Here is a 17,172-nt window from a genome sequence, read left to right on the forward strand (position 1 = left end):
CTTCCTTCCGGTCGGTCAGCCGCGGCAGCCGCAGTCGCGGAGCGCCCCGACCACCGCGTCCACGGCCGGACGCGCGTCGGCCGGTGAGGTCCCGCCGGAGATCATCGCGAACGCCAGGACTCTGCCGTCGACCGTCTGCACTGTTCCGGTCAACGAACTGACGCCGGTCAGTGTTCCGGTCTTGCCGCGAACCCATCCCGCCCCGTCGGTCGACGCCGGGAAGAACCGGTCGGCCAGGGTTCCGGTGCCGTGAGCGACGGGCAGCGAGTCGAGCAGCGAGCGCAGCTTCGGCCGCCCGTCCCCGGCGGCCGCCGACATCAGTTCGTCGAGCAGCGACGCGGGCACGCGATCGGAGTACGAGAGGCCCGAGGAATCCACCAGCGTCGCATCCCCCACATCGAAACCGTTGGTGCGGAGGGTCTTCAAGACCGCCTGCGCTCCGCCCGAGATGCTCGGCTCACCGCCGGTCGCCTCCGCCAGCTCGATGCCGAGCGACTCGGCGAGAACGTTGTCGCTGTACCGCATCATGTCGCCGACCCGGACCGTCAACGGTGCCGACTTCACCGAGGCGATCACCGGCGCACCCGACGGGGCCGTGGTCTCGGCGACCGGGCTGTTGAGTCCGAGCGCCTCGGCGAGTGCGCGGCCGGCGGCGAGCGCCGGCTGGTCGGTGCGCGGCGAGTACTCGTCGTTCGGCTTGAGTCGGCCGCCGTCGACCATCAGCGACTCGATCGGCGTGATGTCGCCGCCCTCGATGTCCCGACGGTCCCAGGTCTTCTGCATCGTCGGGCCGGTGAACAGCGAGGTGTCGACGGCGATGGACGTGACGTGCCTGCCGCTCCGCTTGATCTGCTCGGCCAGATCGGAGATCCGGCCGGGCGAGGAGTAGAACGACGGCTCGCCCGCGGGCGTCGACGTCAGAGTCGGATCGCCCGCTCCCACCAGGATCGCTTCACCGTTCGCGCCGAAGACCACTTCGGTGGTGACGCGCGAATCGTGCGGCAGGGCCAGCAGCACGGCCGATGCGGTGAGGATCTTGGCGTTGGAGGCGGGCACACGTGGTTCGTCGGCTCCCTGCGACCACAGCACTTTGCCGGTCAGCGGGTCGGACACCTGCCCGGTCAGTTTGCCCAGTGCCGGATCCTTCAAAGGCTTCGCCAGTTGCTTCGCGACTCCCGCGGCCGTCGGGACCGGCGCGTTCGGCGACACCGGGACGATGGCCGGGTCCAGCGATGCCGCAGCCGGACGAGCCGGGGTTCCGGGAGGAACCGGATCGGCCCGGTTCTGGTAGAGCCACCAACCGACGCCCGCGCCCGCCACCGGCACCATCACCAGCACGACGATCAGGATCCAGCGCAGCACTCTGCGCGGCCGCCGGGCGGCGGGACTTGTCGGCTGGGCCACGTATCCTCCGGTCTGCGGTCTGCGTTCGACGGTGTTAACAGTATCCTTGACAGCCGTTGAAGCAATTTCCGGACAGTCCGTCAGCAACGCCAGGAGGCAGCATGGAGTTCGAAGTCACCGTCGAGATCCCCAAGGGTGGCCGCAACAAGTACGAGGTCGATCACGAGACGGGCAAGGTCTACCTCGACCGCTACCTGTACACGCCGATGGGCTACCCGGCCGACTACGGCTACATCGACCACACCCTGGGCGAGGACGGCGATCCGCTGGACGCGATGGTGCTGCTCACGGAGTCGGTGTTCCCGGGTGTCATCGTGAAGGCGCGGATCGTCGGCATGTACACGATGACCGACGAGGCCGGCGGCGACGACAAGCTGCTCGCCGTTCCGGCCGGCGACCCGCGCTGGGACCACATCCAGGACATCGACGATGTCAGTGAGTTCGAACTCAACGCCATCTCGCACTTCTTCGAGCACTACAAGGATCTCGAGCCGGGCAAGGAAGTGACCCCCGGCGGCTGGGTCGGCAAGGCCGAGGCGGCCAAGGTGGCCCAGGCGGCTGTCGACCGCTACCAGGGCTGATCCCTCCCCGCACAGACCGAAGAGGAGCAGAGCGCACCCGCGCCCTGCTCCTCTTCCGTCTGCGGCTCGTCCCCCGTTTCGACTCGCTGCGCTCGCTCAACAAGCCTGGGAAAAGCCACCCAGCCCCCCGGGCTCATCGAGTAAGCCAGCGAGCGCAGCGAGCACGCGCATCGAGACCCCACACCGTTTCGACTCGCTCCGCTCGCTCAACAAGCCTGAGAAAAGCCACCCAGCCCCCAGGCTCATCGAGTAAGCGAGCGAGCGCAGCGAGCACGCGCATCGAGACAAAGCACCGTTTCGACTCGCTGCGCTCGCTCAACAAGCCTGGTGAGAACACTCGCTCAACAAGCCCGCGAACAGCCACCCAGCCCCAGGCTCATCGAGTAAGCGAGCGAGCGCAGCGAGCACGCGCATCGAGACCTCACACAGTTTCGACTCGCTCCGCTCGCTCAACAAACCTGGTGAGAACACTCGCTCAACAAGCCTGAGAAAAGCCACCCAGCCCCCAGGCTCATCGAGTAAGCGAGCGAGCGCAGCGAGCACGCGCATCGAGACAAAGCACCGTTTCGACTCGCTGCGCTCGCTCAACAAGCCTGGTGAGAACACTCGCTCAACAAGCCCGCGAACAGCCACCCAGCCCCAGGCTCATCGAGTAAGCGAGCGAGCGCAGCGAGCACGCGCATCGAGACCCAGCAACACGCAGCGACTCGCTCCGGTCAGTCGGCCGCGACCGGCTTCGGGTCGTCGCTCTTGCTCTCGGGCGACGGCGGACGGCGGAGCGAGACCTCCGACCACGTCACCGTGCCGATGATCGACAGGATCGACAGGATCGAGACCGACAGGAACACCTTGTCCATCGAGTCCGCGAAGCCGCGCTTGATCGGCTCCGACAACTCCTTCGGGAGCTTCTCGATGACGGAGGTGTCCTTCATCGTCGCCCCGGCGCCGCCGCCGGCACCGGGGTCCTCCGCCGCGGTGATCAACGAGTGACCGAAGGCCGCCACCTGCGGATCATGGCTGGTAGCCGCCTGCTGGACGGCCGCGGTGAACTCAGGAGTGCCCGACGCGTCTTTGAGCTGATCGGCGATGTTGGGGCCCATCGTCGAGAACAGCAGCGAGAAGAAGACCGCGACGCCGAGCGTGCCGCCGATCTGCCGGAAGAAGGTCGCGGTGCCGGTCGCCATACCGGTGTCGCGGACCGGCAGGATGCTCTGCATCGCCAGCATGAGCGGCTGCATCAGGTTGCCGAGGCCGAAACCGAGTCCGGCTGCCGCCAGCATCACGAGGTACAGCTGGGTCTGCGTGTCGACGAAGTGCAGCAGGAACGACATCGTCGTGATCAGGATGGAGCCGATGATCGGAAACACCTTGTATCGCCCGGTACGCGAGATCAGCTGGCCGGCCATGATGGAACCGATCATCATGCCGGCCACCATCGGCAGCATCTGCAGACCGGCGACCATCGGGCTCGAGCCACGGAGCACCTGGAAGTACTGGGGCAGCATCGAGATACCGCCGAACATGACCGCACCGACGATGAGGGAGACGAGGATGCCCTGTGCGAAGACCCGGTTCTTGAAGACGCGGAGCGGGATGATCGCCTCGTCGCCCATCTTGTTCTCGATCACAATGAACGCGGCGATACCCGCGGCGCCGATCAGGTAACAGATGACGCTGTTCAGCGACGTCCAGCCCCAGTCACGGCCCTGTTCGGCGACGATCAGCAGCGGCGCGACGGCCACCGCGACAGCGGTAGCGCCCCAGTAGTCGGTGCGGTGTCCGGTCAGCTTCTGCTGCGGGTAGTTCAGCACCTTGTAGACCACCACCAGCGCGATGAGGCCGATCGGCACGTTCACCAGGAACACCCAGCGCCAACCGGAGACGCCCAGGATCGAGTTCGCGCCGGCGAGGAAACCGCCGAGCACCGGGCCGAGCACGCTGGACGTGCCGAAGACCGCCAGGAAGTAACCCTGGTACTTGGCGCGTTCCAGCGGTGCGACGATATCGGCGATCGTGGTGATCGCCAGTGTGAACAGACCGCCCGCGCCGAGACCCTGGAGCGCACGGAAGCCGGCCAGCTCGTACATCGACGTCGACATGCTGCACAGGAGCGACCCGATGATGAAGATCGTGATCGCGAGCAGGAAGAACTGCTTGCGTCCGTAGATGTCCGACAGCTTGCCGTAGAGCGGCGTCACGATCGTCGAGGTCACCAGGTAAGCGGTGGTGACCCACGCCTGCAGGTCGTATCCGTGCAGGTCGTCGGCGATGGTGCGGATCGCCGTCGACACGATCGTCTGGTCGAGCGCGGCGAGGAACATGCCGATCATAAGTCCGCTCATGATCGTGAGGACCTGACGATGCGTCAGGTTCCGGCCGGGGAAGTCGGCGGCGGCAGTTGGTGAACTCATCAATCAGCTTTCGTGGTGCAGGGGAAGATTCGGGTTTCGACCGCGTCGACGAACCGGCCGAGGAGGCGGACGAATATCTCGAACTCCTCCGCGGACCAGTCCTCCACGGTTTCGCCGACGAGTCGTCGTCTCGACTCGGCGATCTCGCAGACCTTCTCCCGGCCGTCGTCGGTGAGGACCAGCTGCGACGCACGCCCGTCTTCGGGGTGCGCCTCGCGCCGGACGAATCCTTCCTTCACCAACTGCGCGACGTGCCGACTGGTGGTCGAGGGGTCTGTCACCAGCCGATCGGCGAGGTCGCGCGAGCGCATCGGGCCGTTCCGCAGGACGAAGAGCGCTCGGTACGCGGCGGTCTCGAGTGAGCCATTGCGTCCGTTCCAGATTCCGGTGTGCAGCGCCCGATCCCTGAGCCGCGTGTATCGGCTGAGGGCGACGAACATCTCGTCGAGCTGTTCGGGCGTCGCTTTCACTCTCATCCCTCTTCGTTGCAGTCTGCAATCAACTAATTGCGCTCTGCAAGTATGAGAGGTGCCGACTCCCGGCCGCAACTGAGAAATTTCGGCATAAATGGACGTACGTCCCGCGCCCGGCGAACCCCACCGCACCCGCTGTGAAAGCGACGAGAAATCTACCGCCGCACCAGATCCGACAGCGCTGCCAGCAGACGATCGACATAGTCCGACGACGTCCCGAGACCGAAGCTGGCCCGGACCGCACCGTCGGGGTAACCCAGCTTCCGCAGCAGCGGATGCGCGCAGAACTTGCCGTCGCGCACGCCGATCCCCCGCGTCACCGACAGATATTCGGCGACACTGCGCGGGGAATGGTTCTCCACGGTGAAGCCGGCGATGCCGACGCGGTCGGCCGCATCGTCGAAGACCCGCAGCGGATGCACGCCGGGCAGCAGCGCCAACCCCTCGTCGAGACGCTGCTGCAACCGGTGCTCGTGATAGGCGATCTCCTCGAAACCGATGTCCTGCAGGGCCTGCGCCGCCGCTGCGAGCGCCACCACCCCCAGCGTGTTGGGAGATCCGGCTTCGTGACGAGCGGCACCGGTGTGCCACGCGACCCGGCCGTCGAGGTCGACGTCGGCGGTGGCGCCGCCGCCGGCCAGGTACGGTTCCGCCGCATCGAGCCAGTCGCCGCGGCCCACCAGCGCGCCCGCACCGAACGGCGCGTACAGCTTGTGGCCGGAGAAGACGAGGTAGTCGATGCCCCAGGACGCGATCGAGACGGCGCGGTGCGGGACCAGTTGCGCGGCGTCCACCAGAATGCGCGCGCCGTGCCGATGCGCCGCCGCGGCCAGCCGTCCGATCGGCAGCACCTCGCCGGTCACGTTCGACGCACCGGTGATCGCGAGCAACGCGGCGGGCGCGGCAGCGAGTTCTGCTTCGAGCCGCCCCACCGTCTCTTCGACGGTGCGGGCCGCCGGCACCACGCGAGCACGGCCGGTCCGGGTCCAGGGCAGCAGGTTGGCGTGGTGCTCGATGTCGAGCACCACCACGTCGCCGGGGGTGACGTGCGCGGCGAGATTGACGGCGTCGGTGGTGTTGCGCGTGAACACCACCGTGTCGTCGCTTCGACCGCCGACGAACCGCCGGACAGTCTCCCGAGCCTGCTCGTATCGCGCTGTCGTGACCTGAGAGAGATGGCCCGCGCCCCGATGCACGCTCGCATACTCGGTCAACGCGCCGGAGAGCCGTTCCGCGACAGACACGAGAGCCGGGGCCGATGCCGCGTAGTCGAGGTTCGCGTAGACGGTCTCGCCCCCTGCGGTGGTCGGCACCGTGGTGTCGGCACCGACCACCGGCGCGAGGGGACGAATGGGTGCCGGGCACACGGCCCGGTCGAGGATTGCGGTCATGACACGACTCCAGTAGATCTCCGCACTTGCCGGACGTCGGTCGACGCCGGCCGGGTCGTCACCTGGAGCACCCCACCGCGGTGGAGGGTTGCCGACCGGCCAGCCAGGGCTTCGCACCGGTTCTCGTGACCCGCCGTCAAGGATGCCGGTACGCGTCATTCGCGGAAAGCATTAAAACCACGGCGGGTGTAATCACCGGCGGATCCGCAGTTAGCGTGGTTTCAACATCCCTGTTCAGAAAGGCCTCCCGTGGTTCATCCGTCCGACCCGCAGTATCCGAGCGGCGCTCCCGGCCGGCCCCTGCCACAACCGCCCCTGCCACAACCGCCACAGCCGTCGTCGTACGGGCCGCCCCACCGGTACGGACCCGCGCAGCCGCCGTACGCACCGAACCCCTTCCCGCCCGGCCCGTGGCCGCAGCAGCCGCCGGTGAAGGGTCCGAAGCCGATGTTCTTCGGCATCGTGGCGGTGACCGCACTGGTGGTCGCCGGACTGACGACGCTGCTGATCCTCGCCCCCTGGGACTCCGACCGCGACACCGGTGCGGCGCCGGAGACCACGCGGACGTTCGCGCTCAAGGGCGGGACGTCCGTGGAGGTCCGGGTGCCCGCCGGCTGGACCGCCGTCACCGACACCAACGACGGCGCGCCCGTCGTGGTGCTGCGGGCCGCCGACGACGACCGGGTGCTGTCGCAGATGTCCGACGACCTCACCTCGCTCGGCGAATCCGGCTCGGGCACCCCGGTGCACACGGTGGTGGTGTTCGCCGACAGTTGCTCCGGAACCGCCTCGGTCGGCGAGTGGAAGACCAAGAGCCGTGACGACTCCGCGAACGGCCACACCGAGCAGTGGCTGTACGCGACCTCGAGCGTCGACGGTCGCACCTGCGTCAACATGTCGGGTGCCGACGCGGGCGCCGACCCCGTCTCCGCCGGATCCGCGGGCCGCGACCTCCTCAAGCGGTTGATCAGGGAGAAGCGCATCACAGCGACGAAGTCCGTCTAGCTCTCGCGGGTAACCTGGCCAGGTGCCTGCCGGTCTGTCGTTTCTGCTGTCGAACACCGATCTCAACGCCCGCGGATTCGGAGTGCGCGCCGCGTTCGGCTCCGTGGCGCAGGCGCGAGAGGCCCTCGCCGCCGGCACCGTCGACTTCGTCGGCGGCGCCCTCGGCTTCGACACCGGCGGTCCCGCATCATTGATCACCCCCGAACGGGTCGACTTCTCCCCCGCAGCCACTCCCGCGACGGTCGACGGCTCGGTGGTCGCGGAGGTCTCGGTGACCCCGGACTCGGTGCACCGCGAGCGAGTCGTCCGCGCACTCGACGCCATCGCGTCGGGCGCCGCCGAGAAGGTGGTCGTGGCTCGCAGCCTGGACGCGTCGCTCACCCGGGCCGTCGAGCCGGCCGAACTGATCGGCCGATTCACGGCCACTGCCGGCGGGTCGACGGTGTTCGCCGCCGATCTGAGCGCTGCGCCGGGACACGACGGCAACTGGCTGATCGGCGCGAGTCCGGAACTCCTGCTCCGCAAACGCGGTTCCATCCTCCAATGCGTTCCCTACGCGGGGTCGGCCCCGAAGTTCGACGCCGCAGGCCGTCCCGTTCCGAACGCCGCCGAGGAACTCAGCCGTTCGGCGAAGGACTTGCGCGAGCACGCGTACGTCGTCGACTATCTGCGCGACCTGCTCCAACCGCTGTGCAGCCGTATCGCCATCCCCGACCGGCCGCAGACCATCTCCACCAACCACGTCTGGCATCTGGCGACGCCGATCACCGGAGAGCTGGCCGATCCGACGATCACGGCGCTGGAACTGGCGGCGCTGCTCTCCCCCACACCCGCCGTCTGCGGGACACCGACCGAAGCCGCGGCGCGGATCATCGAGGAGGTCGAAGGACCGCGGGAGTTCTACGCCGGAACCGTCGGCTGGTGCGACGCCGCCGGCGACGGGGAATGGGTGGTCTCGATCCGGTGTCTCGAGCTCGACTCGTCACGCACGAAGGTCAGCGCCTGGGCCGGAGGCGGCATCGTCGCCGGCTCCGACCCCGACGCCGAGGTGGCCGAGACCACGGCGAAGTTCCAGACGGTGCTCAGTGCACTGGCCGACGCGGACCGCCCGGTGCGTGCCGACGCCTGAGCTCAGCCCAGCGCCGCGTCCAGATCGCGCAGCAGATCGTCCGCGCTCTCCAGACCCACCGACAGCCGGACCATCGAGTCGGTGAGACCGATCGCCGCACGGCCGTCGGGCCCCATCGCCCGGTGGGTGGTGGTGGCCGGATGCGTGATGAGGCTCTTGGCGTCACCGAGGTTGTTGGAGATGTCGATGATCTGCAGTCCGTTGAGCACTTCGAAGGCCCGCTCCTTGCCGGAAAGACCCGGCCGGTCGGCGAGTTCGAACGTGATGACCGTTCCCCCGCCGGACATCTGCGAGCGCGCCAGCTCGTACTGCGGGTGCGACGACAGGAAGGGATAGATCGCCTTGGCCACCCGGGGATCGGCGTCGAGGAATTCGGCGACTCGCAGCGCGGTGGCGACCGACTGGTCGAGCCGCAGCTTCATCGTCTCGAGGCCCTTGAGCATCACCCACGCGTTGAACGGACTGAGAGCCGGACCGGTGTGACGCATCAGTTCCCGCACCGGGCCGTCGATGAACTCCTGCGTGCCGAGCACCGCACCGCCCATCACCCGGCCCTGGCCGTCGATGTGCTTGGTCCCCGAATACACGATGACGTCGGCGCCCATGTCCAGACCGCGTTGCAGCAGCGGGGTCGCGAATACGTTGTCGAGCACCACCGTCGCGCCGGCCGCGTGCGCCATCTCCGACACCTTGCGGACATCGACCAGCGTCTGCATCGGATTCGACGGCGTCTCGAAGAACACCGCGTCCGTCGGCTCGGCGAGGGCCCGCTCCCACGGGTCGAGGTCTTCTCCGTCGACGAAGACCGTCTCGACGCCCCAGGACGGGAGGATCTCGTTGCAGATCACGAAGCAGGAACCGAAGAGGCTGCGCGCCGCGACGAGGCGGCTGCCCTTCTTCAGCAGCGCACCCAGTGCCACGAAGACCGCGGCCATGCCGCTCGCCGTGGCGAAGCAGGCCTGCGTCCCCTCGATCTGGCGGAGCCGCTCCTGGAACATCGCGACGGTCGGATTCCCGTAGCGGGTGTAGACGAAACGCTGTTCTTCGCCGGTGAAGGCGCGTTCGGCCGCCTCGGCCGACTCGTAGACGTATCCGCTGTTGAGGTAGAGCGCTTCGGAGGTCTCGAAGAAGCCGGAGCGAAGGATCCCACCGCGCACGGCGACGGTCTCTGGAGAAACCCAGTCGGGCAGCTCTCGGCTCATTTCACAGACTCCTTCATGACTGTCGCCAGGGCAGCGACGCGGCGCGCCAACCGGCCCCGCCACGGTGCCCGTCGGCGTCGATCGGGCCTTCGAACCCGTCGAGAATGTTGTACGCCTGCCCGAATCCGGCGGCGACCGCGGCCTCCGCTGCACCGATGGACCGATGGCCCGAGCGGCACAGGAACAGCAGTTCGTCGTCCGGCTCCACGCCGGCCTCGCGCAGTTGGTCGACGAAGCGCGGATTGGGCGCACCGTTCGGGTAGTCGATCCACTCGACGAACAGCGTGCGCTTGCCGAGCGATTCGGTGTCCGGCACTCCGACGAAGTTCCATTCCGCTTGCGTGCGGCAGTCGATGAGGACTGCCTTCGGATTCTCCGCGAGCCGCTGCCATGCCTGCTCACACGTCACGTCGCCGCTGTAAGTCATCGGTTGCACACCTTCCACTCACCGTTCTCCCGGATCAGCCGCAGCGAGGTCGTCTGCTCGTCGTCCGCGGTGTTCTCGCGGTTCCAATGGGCTTTCACGGTGGCGCTGTCGCCGGTGACTTCCACGTCCATGTTCGGCACGACGATCTTGCCCTTGGCCTCGTTCTCGGCGCGGTTCTGCTCCGCGAACTGGACCGACTTCGGGAAGTCGGCGGCGTCCACATCGGCCTGACAGAACGAGCCGACGTACTGGTCGTAGTTGAGCGTGCCCATCGCGCTGTACATGTCGTTGACCGTGTGCTGCACCTGAGCGGAGTCGCTGAGCCGTTCCTCCGGCGGATTCACCAGGGCGGCGATCAGGACCCACGCCAGCAGCACCACCACGAGCGCACCGGCCAGAATCATCGGGAGCGCCGCTTTCCACGACCGCGGCTGGTCGTCCTCCGGGAGGTCGTGAGACGCCGGCTGGTCTTCGTTCATGACAGCCGAGTGTATCGGCCCATGTCCAGGGACTTTCAACCGTGCCGTCCGGCGACGGGCCACCTTCACCGGGCGCGATTCGTCAATAGTTTTCGGCACCCGATCTTCGACTGAGGTATACCTCACATCGAAATTTTGGCGGCGACCTCACAAGACATAACGTAGAGGTATCCCTGTCCAACCAGCTGAGGAAGCACCTGGAAATGAGTGACAACAGCCGCCCGTTGCGGGTCGCGATCGTCGGTGCCGGGCCGGCCGGCATCTACTGCGCCGATGCACTGATGAAGTCCGACACCGCGTCCGAGCGCGGCGTGAGCATCGATCTCTACGAGCGCATGCCCGCCCCGTTCGGTCTCATCCGGTACGGCGTCGCACCCGATCACCCGCGCATCAAGGGCATCATCACCGCTCTGCACAAGGTGCTCGACAAGCCCCAGGTCCGCCTGCTCGGCAATATCGACTACGGCACCGACATCACCCTCGCCGACCTGCGCAAGCACTACGACGCCGTCGTCTTCTCCACGGGCGCCACCGACGACCGCGCTCTGCAGATTCCGGGCGTCGACCTCGAGCGCAGCTACGGCGCCGGCGAGTTCGTGGCCTGGTACGACGGCCACCCGGACTTCTCCCGCGAATGGCCGCTGGAGGAGGAGAAGGTCGCCGTGATCGGTGTCGGGAACGTGGCCCTCGACGTGGCCCGCGTGCTGGCCAAGACCGGCGACGAGCTGCTCCCGACCGAGATCCCGGACAACGTCTATCAGGGGCTCAAGGCCAACAAGGCGGTGGAGGTGCACGTCTTCGGACGCCGCGGCCCCGCCCAGGCCAAGTTCACTCCGCTGGAGCTCAAGGAACTCGACCATTCGCCGAACATCGAGGTCATCGTCGATCCCGAGGACATCGAGTACGACGAGGGATCGGCCGTCGCGCGCCGCTCCAGCAAGATCACCGACCAGGTCGCGACGATCATCGAGAACTACGCGATCCGCGAGCCCAAGCAGGGTGCGATCCACAAGCTCTTCCTGCACTTCTTCGAGAACCCGACGGAGATCCTCGGCGAGGACGGCAAGGTGGTCGGACTCCGCACCGAGCGCACCGAGCTCGACGGAACCGGCAACGTCAAGGGCACCGGCAAGACCCGCGATTGGGACGTCACCGCCGTCTACCGGGCGGTCGGCTATCTGTCGGACAATCTGCCGGAGATCCCGTTCGACGACCAGGCGGGCGTGATCCCCAACGAGGCCGGCCGGATCTTCGACGACGGCAAGCACCTCACCGGCCTGTACACCACCGGCTGGATCAAGCGCGGTCCGGTCGGCCTCATCGGCCACACCAAGGGCGACGCGAACGAGACCGTCGAGTGCATCCTCGAGGACATGCGCAATGGTGTCCTCAACGAGGTCGAGGACGCCTCCGAGGCCTCCGTCGTGGATCTGCTCGAATCGCGCGGCATCCCGTTCACCACCTGGGACGGCTGGTACCGGCTCGACGAGCACGAGCGCAAGCTCGGCGAAGCGCAGGGCCGCGACCGCGTCAAGGTGGTCGAGCGCGAGGACATGCTCGCCGCCTCCGAACCCCACAAGGTGAACCGGGGCTGACGGCCGCGCTGCCCAGCCGCCGGGCTGGTTGAGCGAGCGCAACCCCCAGGCTGGTTGAGCGAGCGCAACCCCCCAGGCTGGTTGAGCGAGCGCAACCCCCCAGGCTGGTTGAGCGAGCGCAGCGAGTCGAAACCACCGTCACCCACCACACCCGAAAACCGAAGGGAGGGCGACCGATCCCGGTCGCCCTCCCTTCGCGTCTGCGACGTCAGTTCACCGCCGTCGCCGGTCTCTACGAGCCGTTGCCGACGGTGGTGGACTTGTCCTTCGGCTGCGCTCGACGCACGTTCTGCCAGAACCCGACGTTGTTCATCGGGTTCTCGACTTGCTGCCCGATGGTGTAGCCGGAGATCGACGCGGGCCAGCAGCCCTTCCATGTGGTGTCGAAGGCGACGAAGGTCTTGCCCGGCTTCAGCTCACCGAGCTTGTTGGTGATCTTGCCGTCCTTGTCCTTCGTCTGCGGAACCCACTTGCTGGCACCGCCGAACTCGGTCACCGTCACACCGGTCATGGTCGAGCCGCCGATGTTCGTGACGCCCATCCAGCGATGCATCTGCCAGACGGGACCGTCGGACCAATTCGGACCCCACAGTTTGAAGGTGCAGGAGATCCCGCCGATGATCTGGAGGTCGCCGGGGGTGCCGGCGTGCGCCTGCGGAACCGCAGCCAGAGAACCCGCGCCGATCGCGCCGGCGGCAGCTACCGCCGCCGCCATCCGTGTCAGGGACTTCTTCATGTCAAGAGCCTTTCGTGTCGTCGGTCGGTAGGTCGACTGGTCCCACCCTTACTCGTGTATCGGGGCTCGCACAGACCTTTGTTACCCAATCGTTCAGGAGACGCACAGGATTGAAACCATCGGCAGACCTGCCCCGGGCCGGGTTCGGCGCCATGACTTAGGTAAGGTATGCCTTTGTGAAAAAGGTGATCGGGGCCGTCGTTCTGGTGGTCGCCATAGGCATCGCGTTCGTCGCATCGATCGCGATCGGCACACGCGACGTGCCGCCGGGTGAGGTCCTGAACGCACTGCTGCACGGATCGAGCAGTCCCGACGGGCTCGGAGTTTTGGTCCACAGCAGGCTGATCCGCACGGTGCTCGGTCTCGTGGTGGGACTGGCGATCGGCGCGGCCGGCGCACTCGCGCAAGGGCATACGCGCAATCCGCTCGCCGACCCCGGTCTGCTCGGGATCAACGCGGGCGCTGCCTGCGCGGTGGTCACCGGGGTTTTCGTCTTCGGTACCTCCGGCCCTCTGGCCAACACCGTCCTGGCGCTGGCGGGCGCGTTCGTCGCCGCGGCGGCGGTGTTCGGGCTGTCGACGGTCACCGGATCGTCGCCGCTGACACTCGTGCTGGCCGGAGCCGGGCTCAGCGCGTGTCTCACGGCGGTGTCCTCCGCACTCGTCCTCTCGGACGGCGCCACCCTCGACACCTGGCGGTTCTGGAACGTCGGAGCCGTCTCGGGCCGCGGCGCCGACGTGCTGTGGACCACGCTGCCCTTCATCGTGGTGGGACTGGTTCTCGCCTTCGCGGGCGGATGGTTCCTCAACCTGATGAGCCTCGGCGACGACATGGCGACGGCATTGGGCGGTCGCGTCGGTCTCATCCGGGTCACCGGCATCATCGGCATCGCGCTCCTCGCCGGGGCCGCGACCGCCGCGTGCGGGCCGATCGTGTTCCTCGGGCTGATCGTTCCCCATATCGCTCGCGCGTTCACCGGGCCCGACTACCGCTGGATCGTCCCCTACTCGGCACTCGCCGGCGCACTTCTGATCCTGGTCTGCGATGTCATCGGCCGGGTCATCGCCCGGCCGGGCGAGGCACAGGTGAGCGTGGTGCTGGCGCTGATCGGCGGGCCGATGCTCATGATCATGGTCCGACGCAGGAGGCTCCCGACCGTATGACCGCCACCGTTCGCCCGCCCATCACGATCGGCGTCGGCAGCGCCCGATGGGTCGTCCGCCGCAGACTCGCGGCCTGCTCCCTCGCCGGCGCCCTGCTCGCGCTGGTCCTCTTCCTGATCGGGCTGTCGGTGGGGTTCACCACGCCCGTCGACGTGGCGCGCATCCTGCTCGGCGGCGGCCGCGTCGCCGAGAACATCGTCATCTTCGACGACATGCTGCCGCGTGTGCTCGTGGCGGCGCTGGCCGGCTTCGGCCTCGGTCTCGCCGGTTGCCTCACACAGGTGATCACCCGCAACCCGCTCGCCGTCCCGGACATGCTGGGCATCACCACCGGCGCGAGTGCCGGTGCCGTACTTGCCCTGACCTCGGCGAGCACCGGATTCGGCGGCTTCTTCGCGAACCTCGGCGTGCCGCTGTCGGCGCTGATCGGCGGCCTCGCGACCGCGGCGCTGATGTACGTGCTGGCCTGGACCAAGGGCCAGGTGGTCACCAGCACACTGCGCCTCATCCTCATCGGTGTCGGAATGACCTGGATGATGCAGGCCGCGGTCGGATACCTGATGTCACGTGCGGACCTGCACGACGCCGCGAGCGCGCAGACGTGGATCATCGGCTCGCTGGCGAACACCGGCTGGAGTTCGGTGCCGCCGGTGGCGGTGGCCGCGGCCATCGGAATCATCTGGACCGCGATCATCGCGCGCACGCTCGCCGTCAGCGGCCTCGGGCCCGACGTGGCCCGTGCGCTCGGCGTACGTCTCGGCGTCGTCACCTACGGAACGCTGCTCACCGCCGTGGTGGTCGCGTCGCTCGCGGTGTCGGCGGCCGGGCCCATCGCCTTCGTGGGCCTGGCCGCGCCGCAGATCGCCGTCCGCCTGGCCCGCAGTTCTCAACCCACGCCGGTGTTCTCGGGCGTGGTCGGGGCGTGCATCGTCCTGGCCGCCGACATCGTGTGCCGCACGGTCCTGCCCGACGGTCTGCCGGTGGGCGTGGTCACCGCGGCGGTGGGCGGACCGTTCCTCGTCTTCATGATCGTGCAGGCGGCACGCAAGTCCTCGGTGTAGCGGATCGTCGGTGCCGGCGGATCAGCTCATACCCGGCGGGATCCGCCCGGGTCGAGGGGGCGGGGGTCCGGCCGGTCGCTGGCCACCGGGCCCCACCGGTCCGCGCGGTCCCGGCTGCGCCATCGGTCCGGGACGTTGCGGAGGTCCCTGAGGCATCGGCGGTCGGGGCATCGGGGGCGCCTCGCGCCGAATCGGACGCTCCGGAACCCGGATCGCCTGAGTTCCCGCCTCCATCGCCTCGGTATCGGTGTCGTCGGCGGGCGACGGCGCGGTCTGCGGAATCGGCTTGATCTCGGTCGGCGTCTCCGCGTCGTGGTCCGCGCGCAGAGGCGTCACCAGTCCCGCTGCGCGCGTGGCCTTCTCGCGCGCGATCTCAATCGTGGGTGCGGTCGCCACCGCCACCCCCATCCGCCGGCGCGCGTAGCTCTCGGGCTTACCGAACAGGCGCAGATCCACGTCGGGATCGGCGAGGGCGTCGGCGACGCCTGCGAATCCGATGGCCGTGTCCTCGTGCTCGCCGTAAATCACCGCCGAGGCGCCGGGCGCACGGGCAATCGTGTTCACCGGCAGTCCGAGGACGGCTCGAGCGTGGAGTTCGAACTCCGACAGGCGCTGCGTGGCCATGGTGACCAGACCGGTGTCGTGCGGGCGCGGGCTCACCTCCGAGAAGTAGACCTCGTCGCCTTTGATGAAGAGTTCGACGCCGAACACTCCCCTGCCGGTGGCGACCCCGTCGCCCATCGCGGTCGCGATCCGGGCCGCGATCGAACGCGCTATGTCGTAGGCGGCCGGGCTCATCGGCTGCGGCTGCCAACTCTCGACGTAGTCTCCGTCCACCTGGCGGTGGCCGATCGGATCGCAGAAGTACGTGGCCAGTCGCCCGGTGGCCGGGTCGACGGCGCGGACCGTGAGAAGGGTGATCTCGTAGTCGAATTCGACGAACCCCTCGACGATCACGCGGTCGTTGTTGACTCGGGCTCCGGTCCGGGCCGCCTCCCACGCCGCGTCGACGTCCTCGGGGCCGCGAAGGACCGACTGCCCCTTGCCCGACGACGACATCACCGGCTTCACCACACACGGGAATCCGATGCTCCCGGCCGCCGCGCGCATCTCCTCGAGCGATCCCGCGAAAAGGTACGGGGACGTCGGCAGGCCGAGTTCTTCGTCGGCCAGCCGCCGGATGCGCTCGCGATTGAGAGTCGCGGAGACGGCCTTCGCGCTCGGGATCACTTCGGCGATCGACTCGGCTTCCACTCGCTCCAGGGCTTCGGTTGCGATGGCCTCGATCTCCGGGAGCACGTAGTGCGGGCGATGCTTGTCGATCACCGCGCGCACTTGGTCCGGATCCATCATGTCGATCACCTCGGCGTGGTGCGCCACCTGGTGCGCCGGGGCGTCGGCGCAGCGATCAACAGCGATCACTTCGACGCCGAACCGCTGCAGCGCGATCGTGACCTCCTTGCCGAGTTCGCCCGATCCGAGCAGCAACACCTTCACCGCGGTCGGACTCAGCGGAGTTCCGATCACCTTTGCAACCATGCCCCGGATTCTACGGGTGCACAGCTCCGGAGACGGTCGGCGCTCGCTCGGCCGAATGACCTCGTGAGCGGGCGGTGCACCGAACGCACACGTTCTACGCTGGGTGCATGACCGATTGGCGTGCACCTCGCGCGGCCGCCGGGGTCAAGGAGCACTGGAGCCTGCTGGTGGCAGCGCAGCAGGATCGGCTCGTAATACCGAACGACTGCAACCCAGATCATCGTGCCGTCGGAGGAACTTCATTCACTGCTGCCGAGTTCCGCTGAGGCCGCTGGCCGCATGCTCCCGGGCCGGGTGTGTCCGGTCAGGCGGCCAGGAGTGTGTCGAGGTAGTTCTCGATGCGGGATTCGCTGGGTTCGGGCGGCGGTTGGGGTTGGTGGTCCGGGAGGAGTTCGGCGTGGTGGATCTGGTTGATCCGCCATCCGGGCGGTCTTGTCCCGCCGCGGCTGGTGTTGTCGCTGGGTCGCCAGGCGACGCGGCCGGCGTGGGGTCCGTCGATCAGGATCATCGTCTGCCATTGGCCGCGGCGGGGGCCGACGGAGCGATTGTGACGTCCGCATGCGGCGCCGAGGTGGT

Annotated in this window: 15 protein-coding genes, 1 pseudogene and 1 riboswitch; of the genes and pseudogenes, 6 read left to right on the top strand and 10 right to left on the bottom strand. The window is 67.9% G+C overall.

What is annotated here, in order from left to right:
* Positions 1 to 15: 15 nt before the first annotated feature.
* On the bottom strand, positions 16 to 1,329 hold the full coding sequence (gene dacB / locus Y710_RS01880; RefSeq protein ID WP_231875655.1) for a D-alanyl-D-alanine carboxypeptidase/D-alanyl-D-alanine endopeptidase: 1,314 nt from the start codon (positions 1,327 to 1,329) through the stop codon (positions 16 to 18).
* Positions 1,330 to 1,505: 176 nt separating this feature from the next.
* On the opposite strand from dacB, the gene Y710_RS01885 reads away from it, so the two are divergent.
* Positions 1,506 to 1,985 (top strand): inorganic diphosphatase, encoded by a 480-nt coding sequence (locus Y710_RS01885; protein WP_006896164.1) that lies wholly within the window; start codon positions 1,506 to 1,508, stop codon positions 1,983 to 1,985.
* Positions 1,986 to 2,701: 716 nt separating this feature from the next.
* Here Y710_RS01885 and Y710_RS01895 read toward each other — a convergent pair.
* From Y710_RS01895 to Y710_RS01905, 3 genes are all read right to left on the bottom strand, one after another.
* Positions 2,702 to 4,396 (bottom strand): MDR family MFS transporter, encoded by a 1,695-nt coding sequence (locus Y710_RS01895; protein ID WP_006896161.1) that lies wholly within the window; start codon positions 4,394 to 4,396, stop codon positions 2,702 to 2,704.
* On the bottom strand, positions 4,396 to 4,872 hold the full coding sequence (locus Y710_RS01900; protein ID WP_062366082.1) for a MarR family winged helix-turn-helix transcriptional regulator: 477 nt from the start codon (positions 4,870 to 4,872) through the stop codon (positions 4,396 to 4,398). Before Y710_RS01900 ends, Y710_RS01895 begins: the two co-directional genes overlap by 1 nt.
* Before the next feature lie 152 nt (positions 4,873 to 5,024).
* On the bottom strand, positions 5,025 to 6,260 hold the full coding sequence (locus Y710_RS01905) for an aminotransferase class V-fold PLP-dependent enzyme (protein ID WP_062366138.1): 1,236 nt from the start codon (positions 6,258 to 6,260) through the stop codon (positions 5,025 to 5,027).
* 17 nt (positions 6,261 to 6,277) lie between these two features.
* Positions 6,278 to 6,391, bottom strand: a riboswitch (SAM riboswitch).
* A gap of 298 nt (positions 6,392 to 6,689) precedes the next feature.
* On the opposite strand from Y710_RS01905, the gene Y710_RS01910 reads away from it, so the two are divergent.
* Positions 6,690 to 7,265: a hypothetical protein gene (locus Y710_RS01910; protein ID WP_231650172.1), complete on the top strand. Its 576-nt coding sequence runs from the start codon at positions 6,690 to 6,692 to the stop codon at positions 7,263 to 7,265.
* Positions 7,266 to 7,287: 22 nt separating this feature from the next.
* Positions 7,288 to 8,394, top strand: a complete 1,107-nt coding sequence (locus Y710_RS01915) for an isochorismate synthase (RefSeq protein ID WP_062366088.1) — start codon at positions 7,288 to 7,290, stop codon at positions 8,392 to 8,394.
* A 2-nt stretch (positions 8,395 to 8,396) separates the two neighbouring features.
* On the opposite strand, the gene Y710_RS01920 is transcribed toward Y710_RS01915, so the two are convergent.
* From Y710_RS01920 to Y710_RS01930, 3 genes are read right to left on the bottom strand one after another with little or no spacing between them, the layout of a single operon-like run.
* A complete protein-coding gene (locus Y710_RS01920) occupies positions 8,397 to 9,596 on the bottom strand; it encodes an O-succinylhomoserine sulfhydrylase (protein WP_062366091.1) in 1,200 nt (399 codons plus the stop codon).
* Between the two features lie 13 nt (positions 9,597 to 9,609).
* Positions 9,610 to 10,023: a rhodanese-like domain-containing protein gene (locus Y710_RS01925; protein WP_006896154.1), complete on the bottom strand. Its 414-nt coding sequence runs from the start codon at positions 10,021 to 10,023 to the stop codon at positions 9,610 to 9,612.
* Complete coding sequence (locus tag Y710_RS01930) at positions 10,020 to 10,502, bottom strand: Rv0361 family membrane protein (protein WP_045538260.1); 483 nt, start codon at positions 10,500 to 10,502, stop codon at positions 10,020 to 10,022. The genes Y710_RS01925 and Y710_RS01930 overlap by 4 nt, the downstream gene beginning before the upstream one ends.
* A 203-nt stretch (positions 10,503 to 10,705) precedes the next feature.
* Here Y710_RS01930 and Y710_RS01935 point away from each other — a divergent pair, with 203 nt between their 5' ends.
* Entirely contained in the window at positions 10,706 to 12,097 is a 1,392-nt protein-coding gene (locus Y710_RS01935; RefSeq protein WP_006896152.1) for an FAD-dependent oxidoreductase, read from the top strand.
* Between the two features lie 232 nt (positions 12,098 to 12,329).
* On the opposite strand, the gene Y710_RS01940 is transcribed toward Y710_RS01935, so the two are convergent.
* Positions 12,330 to 12,833, bottom strand: a complete 504-nt coding sequence (locus tag Y710_RS01940) for a hypothetical protein (RefSeq protein WP_006896151.1) — start codon at positions 12,831 to 12,833, stop codon at positions 12,330 to 12,332.
* Between the two features lie 176 nt (positions 12,834 to 13,009).
* On the opposite strand from Y710_RS01940, the gene Y710_RS01945 reads away from it, so the two are divergent.
* Together Y710_RS01945 and Y710_RS01950 are read left to right on the top strand one after the other, a co-directional pair.
* Positions 13,010 to 13,996, top strand: coding sequence for a FecCD family ABC transporter permease (locus Y710_RS01945; protein WP_006896150.1), 987 nt, complete (start codon positions 13,010 to 13,012; stop codon positions 13,994 to 13,996).
* The gene (locus Y710_RS01950; protein WP_006896149.1) at positions 13,993 to 15,057 is read left to right on the top strand and encodes a FecCD family ABC transporter permease; all 1,065 of its coding nucleotides are present in this window, start codon (positions 13,993 to 13,995) and stop codon (positions 15,055 to 15,057) included. Before Y710_RS01945 ends, Y710_RS01950 begins: the two co-directional genes overlap by 4 nt.
* Before the next feature lie 21 nt (positions 15,058 to 15,078).
* Here the strand turns inward: Y710_RS01950 and purT are convergent, their stop codons facing one another.
* Together purT and Y710_RS01960 are read right to left on the bottom strand one after the other, a co-directional pair.
* Positions 15,079 to 16,596, bottom strand: a complete 1,518-nt coding sequence (purT, locus tag Y710_RS01955; protein ID WP_062366094.1) for a formate-dependent phosphoribosylglycinamide formyltransferase — start codon at positions 16,594 to 16,596, stop codon at positions 15,079 to 15,081.
* 304 nt (positions 16,597 to 16,900) lie between these two features.
* Positions 16,901 to 17,172 (bottom strand): annotated as a pseudogene (locus Y710_RS01960) (HNH endonuclease); the annotation flags it as partial.

The sequence above is a fragment of the Gordonia sp. QH-12 genome, assembly GCF_001578675.1.
Taxonomy (GTDB): Bacteria; Actinomycetota; Actinomycetes; order Mycobacteriales; family Mycobacteriaceae; genus Gordonia; species Gordonia sihwensis.